Raw genomic sequence first — 6,865 nt, 5'->3', positions numbered from 1 at the left:
CAGCAGCCAGCGCCACCCGCGCGACTCGCACAGGCGAGTGACTGAGGGTTGCAGTAGCCATACCCGCATAACCCACGCCAGCCCGCCTGCTACTCCCTTCTCTCTGGTGGGGTCGAGACAGAGCCAACGTTCCTTCCGCGGGACGGGCGCCCGCCCGGGGAGAGCGGCGCGTCCTGAATCAGGCCCCTCGCGCCTCGACTGAACCATCCAACGTGGGCGGCTCATTGCGCGCCGAGGACGCGAGCTCCGCGAGGATGCGCACCGCCTCGCGCGCCGCCGACTCGGGCCGCACGCTCGTGTCGGAGATGCCGGCAATCAGCCGCGTGATGTCGTGGTCCACCCTGCCCTGCCGGCCCCAGGCCCGCGCGGACGGCGCGCTCAGGTACGCGGAGAAGGCATGGTGCCCGGAGCCCGGCCGCTCGCCGATGACGTGCACCAACGCTCGCGGCGCTGACTTCTCCGAGTCCCCGAACAGCAGCTCCCCCACCTGATAGCCCGCGCGCACGCGGCCGTACTTCACCACCAGGTGCTCGGGCGCCACGTGCCAGCCCGCCGCCACCAGCTCGCGCCGCAGCTCGGCCAGGAACGGCTTCAGGTGTCCCTCGTCCATCAGCGAGCGCGCATCCAGTCCATCCGAGATGACAATCTGCGCGTCCCACTGCCCTGCATGCCGCAGCCGCAGCATCCGCACCGCCAGCTCGGACGCCGAGTCCAGCCGCTCGCCCGACGGCGGATGCAGGATGTAGTCGCGCCGGTCCTCCGAGCACGTCCGCAGGGCCACCGCGTCGGCAAGCTGCGCCACCGTCACCTCGGACAGCTCCGACCAGATGCCCGCCTTCGCGTCCTCGTACAACGCGCGCAGCTCCCGCTCCAGCGACGGCTCCAGCTCGTACGTCCGCGCCCCGTGCCCCACCGCCAGCGGCACGCTGCGCTCACGCACCGCCGCCATCTCCCGCTTCGCCTCCGCGAGCACCTCCGCGTCAGTGCGCGTGTCCCCCTTGCGCCGCCGGTACTGGAGGTACACCCACGCCGGGTCGCCGAAGTGCTCCGTGGGCCGGCCCTGCACGTCGATGACGCCCAGCTCCTGGAAGAAGGCCCACATCCGGTCATCCACCTTGAGGCCGAACTTCTCCCGCAGCCGGACGTGGTCCTGGAACGCCGTCGTCAGGTAGCTGAGCATCGGGTCGTTCCGCGTGGGCAGCGCCATGAGGTAGCCCGGGCCCGCCGGGGCCACCTGCTCCAGGCACCAGCCCAAATCATCCAGCGTCACGTCCATGTGCAGCGTCGAGCACACGTCCAGGCCAATCATCAGCCCGTGCAGCTTGCCCATGACGATGTCTTCCAGGCAGCAGCGCACGAGCTGCTCGCGCGTGCGGAACACCTCCGGCCCGATGAAGCCCGCCACGTCATTCACGTGCACCCACGGCTCCTGCGTCCGCCCCGCCCCGAGCTGCGCCGTCGCCACGCGCGCCTTCAGCGCCCGCGCGAAGCCGTACTTGCGCGACTCGTGGATGAGCATGTCGCAGCCGTGGTGGTGTCCGTTCGTCGCGTCCGCGCCCTGCCCCGTCTCGAAGTACAGGCCGAACTTCCCGGTGCGGCTCGCCGCGTGCGCCAGCATCTTCTCAATCGTCACGTCGAAGGTGCGGTTGGAGGCCTCGTTGCCCGCGAGGCTCTGGAACCAGATGCCGGTGGTGCCCGGCTGCCGCGCCTCCACCTGCGCCTGCACGTCGATGTGCGAGAGCACGCAGTGGGGCATCACCTCCGCCAGCCCGAAGGTGACGAGGATGTCGTGCAGCGCCGACTCCACCGCCGCCACGGACGCGGGCACCGAGGACACCGGGTTGGTGCCCAGCACCACGTCCCCCACCGCGAAGGACCAGCCGTTGAAGACCTGCCAGCGGATGTCGTCCGGGTGGTCCGTGGGCGAGTTGGGCTGGAGGCGAGCCCCCAGGTAGCCCTTCGCGCCCAGCTTGCTGCCGGGCAGCGGGTGGTAGATGCGCGCCCCCACCGCCGTCAGCTCCGCGTCGCTCATCAGCTTCACGACACAGGCGATGACGTCACTGCCCAGCCCGCCGAGGATGTCGTGCACCTGCGCCTCGGGCGCGGTGAGCAGGAAGTGCTTCAGCTGCCCCAGCGTCCACTCGGAGAGGTGGGGCAGCAGCTCCCCGTCCAGCCCTTCGAGCATGAAGGCATGCAGCCGGTCCTCGAAGGGAGGATGCGAGTGGATGGCGCCCAGCTTCGTGCGAGCCAGCAGCGCGCGGGCATTCGCGCGGGACGTCTCGTCCGCGGCGGCGATGCCGATGGCCGCGTCGCCCTCCTTGAACGCGTTGGCCGCGCCAAGCAGCTGCTGGTAGAGGCGCGAATCGAAGGAACCCAGAACCCGGTGGATGTAGCCGAAGACGTCCTCGCCGGTGAGGACGTCGCGAAGGCTCACGCTCATGGCGCGGGACAATGTATCCGCCGAGCCAATCGGGAAGCCACGCACGCGTGGCGTTGTCGTCTTCGTGACGCCCGCCGGGCCGCTCCGTATTCGTGGAACAGGTTCGTTGCTGTCCCAAGCGCCCGCGCTACTCGTCGAGCAGCTCGGACCAGAAGCCCACCAGACGCCAGGCATCTCCCACCCCTGCCTGCCCGTCGACCTCCGCGTGGGAGATGAGCGGCGTGGCCAGGGCATGCACCTCCGTATGGGGCCGCAGCGCCTTCGCGAGCAGCGCGGCCTCCATGGCGGGAATCACCGTGTCCCCCTCCCCGTGCAGCAGGAAGACGGGCGTGGACGGCGGCGGCGAGCGCTCGGGTGACAGCGCCGGGTCCGCGGCGAAGGTCTTCACGAACGGCAGCAGCAGCGGCCCCAGCGCCGCCACGTTGCGCGTGTTGACGTGCTTCATCAGCGTGGCGGCCGGCTCGGGCATCTCCGCCTGGAGCGTCCGCGCCCGGGCGAAGGTCTGCTCCGCCAGGGCCTTGTCGGTGAGCGTCAGGTGCGAGGCGCGCAGGAAGGTGCGGATGCCCGCGCGCAGCGGCTCCACCTGCTCGGGCGGCACCAGCCGGTCCGCCACGTTGAGCAGGATGACCACCACCCCGTAGTCGTGCGGCGCCATCCGGCTGCCGTCCGGGAGCACGCCGGTGCACAGGAAGGCCAGCACGCGCGGAAGGTCCCCGTGCCCGCCGAACGACAGCGTCGCCGCCACCTTCCCCTTCAGCGCCGGCCGCCCCGAGGCCACCACGGACAGCCCGCCGGAGAAGCTGATGCCGAACAGGTCCACCTTCCCGTCGGGCGCCAGGTCCTTCTGGGACGCGGCCCACGCGGCGGCGTCCTCGATGATGTCCGCCAGGCGCGGGGTGATTTCGTAGCGCAGCAGGTCCGGGGGCTCGGGGGTGAGCACCGCCTGCCCGCCCATGGCCAGGTCTTCGGCCAGCTTCACCAGGCGCGGCTCGTCGATGCCGTCCGCGTGCACGCCCGAGGTGAGCACCACCGTGCGCTCCACCCGCCCCTCCAGGGGACGGTACAGCCGGGCGCGCACCGGGCCGTGGCGCGTGGGCACGCGCAAGTCGCTCACGTCGAAGGGCACCGTGCGCCAGCGCGCGAGCGCCTCGGCCATGTCGCCCTGCATCCCCGCGGCGCGCAGCACGAAGGACAGGCCGCGCAGCCGGTCCGGCCCCGCCCACAGCGCCAGGGCCAGCAGCGCCGCCAGCGACGCGGCCAGCGCCCTGCGGCCGGGGCGACTCACTGGAGCAGGTGCTCGACGAACGTGCACAGGCCCTCGCGCTCGAAGGGCTTCTCCAGCAGCCCGCGGGAGTGGCGGCCCACGAACTCGCGCGCCTGCGGCGTGAAGGCGCCGCCCGTCATCAGCCCGGTGCGCAGCACCAGGTCCGGCGCCATCCGCTCCAGCTCCACCACGAAGTCCATTCCGCTCATGCCCGGCATCATCAAGTCACAGAGGATGGCGTCGAACCGCTCGCCGTCCGAGAGCAACTGGAGCGCCTCGCGCGCGCCCTGCACGGCGCGGACCTCGTACACGTCGCGCACCAGCCGGCTCACCGAGCTGCCCACGGAGGGCTCGTCGTCGATGAGCAGCAGCCGCCGGCGGGGCATCACCGGGCGCGGTGCTCGCTGCCTCGCGCCCGTGACGGTGTTCGTGACGGTGCTCATGACCGGGGTCGCGCCCGTGCTCGCACCCGGGGCCGCCACGTCCGCGACGGAGGCGGGCAGCACCACGCGGAACGAGCTGCCCCGGCCCGGCGTGCTGGAGACGTCGATGCGCCCGCCCATGGCCTGCACGAGGGTGAGGCAGATGGACAGCCCCAGCCCGGTGCCCTCGCCCACGGGCTTGGTGGTGAAGAAGGGGTCGAAGATGCGGCGCTGCACCTCGGGCGAAATGCCGTGCCCGTTGTCCGCCACCTCCAGCTCCACCTGGCCGGGGCGGCCGGGGCGCAGGGACACGCGCACCTCGTTCTCTTCCGCGGGCCGCTCCGGCAACGCCTGCAGCGCATTCACCAGCAGGTTGACGACGACCTGGCTCAGCCGCACGTCGTTGCCATGGACGCGCGGCACGGGATGCAGCGTGCACACCAGCCGGGCGCGGTGCGACAGCTCGTTGCGCACCAGCCGGAGCGCGCTGTCCACCACGCGCGACACGTCCACCGGTGCGAGCCGGTCCTCGTCCGCGCGGGCGAAGGTGCGCAGGTCACGGACGATGGAGACCACCCTCCCGGCGCCCTCCTCCGCCTCGGCCACCACCTCGCGCAGCTCCGGGAGCGTGTCCGGGGACAGCGCGGCCTGGGACAGGCGATCCTTCAGGAAGGAGAGATTGGAGCAGACGTAGGCCAGCGGGTTGTTGATTTCGTGCGCGACGCCGGCGGCCAGCGTGCCCACGGACGCCATGCGCTCGGCCACCATGAGCTGGGACTCCAGCCGCTTGCGGTCCGTGACGTCGCGGATGACGCCGACGAGGAAGCCCTCGCCGTCCGCGCCGGTGAAGGTCCCCTTCTTCGTCCTGATGATGCGCGTCTGGCCCGCGCGGTTGGTGTGCGTCTCCTCGTTCTCGTCGGCGTGCCCGGAGCGGAAGACCTGCTCGTCCTTGCGCCAGAAGACGTCCGCCTCCTGGGAGGGGACGAAGTCATAGTCCGAGCGGCCCAGCAGCTCGCCAGGGGTGGAGCCCATGAACTCGCAGAAGGCGCTGTTGACGGCGACGAAGCGGTGCTGCCGGTCCTTGATGAGGATGGGGTCTGGCACCGCGTCCAGCGCGCTGCGTAGGAAGTCCGCGGTGCGGCGCATCGCCTGGGCATCCACCGCGGCGCGCTCCACCTGGAGCCGTCGCTGCAAGGCCACCAGCCGCGCGCCCCAGGACGAGCCCGGCGGGGCCACGCACTCGTCGGCGCCGGCCAGGGCCAGCGCCTCGGCCTGCGCGGGAGGCCGCGGCGTCAGCACCACGAACTGCGTGCGCGAGGGCTCGCGGGACTCATCCAGCCGCCGGCACCAGGCGGCGACCTCTTCCAGCGGGCCGCCGTCGTCCCAGGCCACGAGCAACCCCTCCGTCACTGAGCCGGGAGCCAGGGCGTCGGACACGCGCAGCACATGACAGGTGCGGCCCGCGTCGGACGCGCGCAGCCCCTGCTCGATTTCTTCCGCCACCGCGAAAGGCACCGCTACCAGCGTCGCGTGCAATCCTGTCGCTCCCCGGCCCCGAACAGGGCCTGTGTCCGGTATGCAAGATCCGGGGCCACGGAGTGATTGCAGCGCTCCGGGGCAAAACGGTCAACGTCGCTGGGACACCGACACGCCGTTGACTCGTGGCCGGGTGGCCCCAGGGACCCGCCGGGTCGCCGTTGCCACCACACGGGGGCCTACGCCGCAGGCGGACAGGAGGGGGCAGCGGGCGCAGTTCTCCGGCACCGGCTGGGCGGGACACGCACCGCTCATGCCGTAGTGGCACAGGGCGAAGTCGTAGCGGACGGGGTCCGCGGCATCGAGGGCGCGCAGGGACGCGGTGACTTCCTCCGCGGTGCGCCACGTGAGGTCCTTGCGCCGGGTGAGGCCCAGGTGCTGGGAGATGCGGCCGATGTGGGTGTCCAGCGGGATGAGGAGCGTGGCGGGAGGCACGCGCTTCCAGATGCCGAAGTCCACCGCGTCCGGGCCGCGCACCATCCACCGGAGGAAGAGGTTGAGGCGCTTGGCGGCCCCCGCGCCCAGGGGCGAGGGCAGCAGGTGGTGCAGGCCACGCTCCGGGCCCAGGGCGGCGCGCAGCTCCTCCATGGGGACCTGGCGCAGGCCGGTGGTGAAGGCATCGAGCGCGCCGTGCAGCGTGCCGCGCGCTTCGAGCCCCTGGACGAAGAGGGCCTCGAGGCTGCCGTGCGCGCGCAGCACGCGGCCCATGCCGAGCAGCAGCACGGCGACGTCGGTGCCCACGTTGAAGCGGTAGACGAAGCCGGAGAGCAGCGCGGCGGCGCCGGGCACGTCGAGCGCGCGGACGAAGGAGGCGGGAGAAGGCCCCATGCGATTCAGGAGCGCGTCCACCTTGGGGCGGAACAGGTCCGCGCGTCCGTAGGCGAGGGCGGCGGCGAGCAGCGCGCTGACCTCGATGTCTCGCGGGTCCGTGTAGCGGTGGGGGAACTCCACCGGGTCGAAGCCGATGCGGGCACGTGCATCCGTGGAGGCCAGGAAGGCTTCCAGCCTCGGGCGCAGGTGCTCGGCCGCCCGGGCGCTCAGCCCGCTGTCACGGCCCGTGCGCTTCGATGCGCGCGCTGTCACGTCGGAGACTCCCAAATGCAACTGGAACGGCGGCCGGAGGGCCGGGCTTCCCGACTCTGGCCGGTGACGGGAGCGGAGGCAATGCGCTGGTACGCGCCGCGACCCTCGAGAATGCGGCCC

The 6,865-nt window shown here is 72.1% G+C and carries 4 protein-coding genes; all 4 read right to left on the bottom strand.

All coding sequences use genetic code 11. From position 1 onward, the window contains the following. Nucleotides 1–178 precede the first annotated feature (178 nt). Nucleotides 179–2,440 (bottom strand): ethanolamine ammonia-lyase subunit EutB, encoded by a 2,262-nt coding sequence (eutB, locus tag G4D86_RS27685; protein WP_163997028.1) that lies wholly within the window; start codon nt 2,438–2,440, stop codon nt 179–181. 127 nt (nt 2,441–2,567) lie between these two features. Next, nucleotides 2,568–3,725 (bottom strand): dienelactone hydrolase family protein, encoded by a 1,158-nt coding sequence (locus tag G4D86_RS27680; RefSeq protein ID WP_163997027.1) that lies wholly within the window; start codon nt 3,723–3,725, stop codon nt 2,568–2,570. After that, nucleotides 3,722–5,662 (bottom strand): hybrid sensor histidine kinase/response regulator, encoded by a 1,941-nt coding sequence (locus G4D86_RS27675; RefSeq protein ID WP_205519761.1) that lies wholly within the window; start codon nt 5,660–5,662, stop codon nt 3,722–3,724. The genes G4D86_RS27680 and G4D86_RS27675 overlap by 4 nt, the downstream gene beginning before the upstream one ends. 90 nt (nt 5,663–5,752) lie before the next feature. Continuing rightward, complete coding sequence (locus G4D86_RS27670; protein WP_420821866.1) at nt 5,753–6,679, bottom strand: TIGR02757 family protein; 927 nt, start codon at nt 6,677–6,679, stop codon at nt 5,753–5,755. Between the last annotated feature and the right edge of the window lie 186 nt (nt 6,680–6,865).

The sequence above is a fragment of the Pyxidicoccus caerfyrddinensis genome (assembly GCF_010894405.1).
Classification (GTDB): domain Bacteria; phylum Myxococcota; class Myxococcia; order Myxococcales; family Myxococcaceae; genus Myxococcus; species Myxococcus caerfyrddinensis.
The sequence above is the reverse complement of the archived record's forward strand: the minus strand, read 5'-3'. Positions and strand labels throughout refer to the sequence as shown.

Coding starts and splice junctions, on each gene's coding strand:
- eutB (WP_163997028.1), bottom strand. CDS start 2,440: ATGAGCGTGAGCCTTCGCGACGTCCTCACCGGCGAGGACGTCTTCGGC.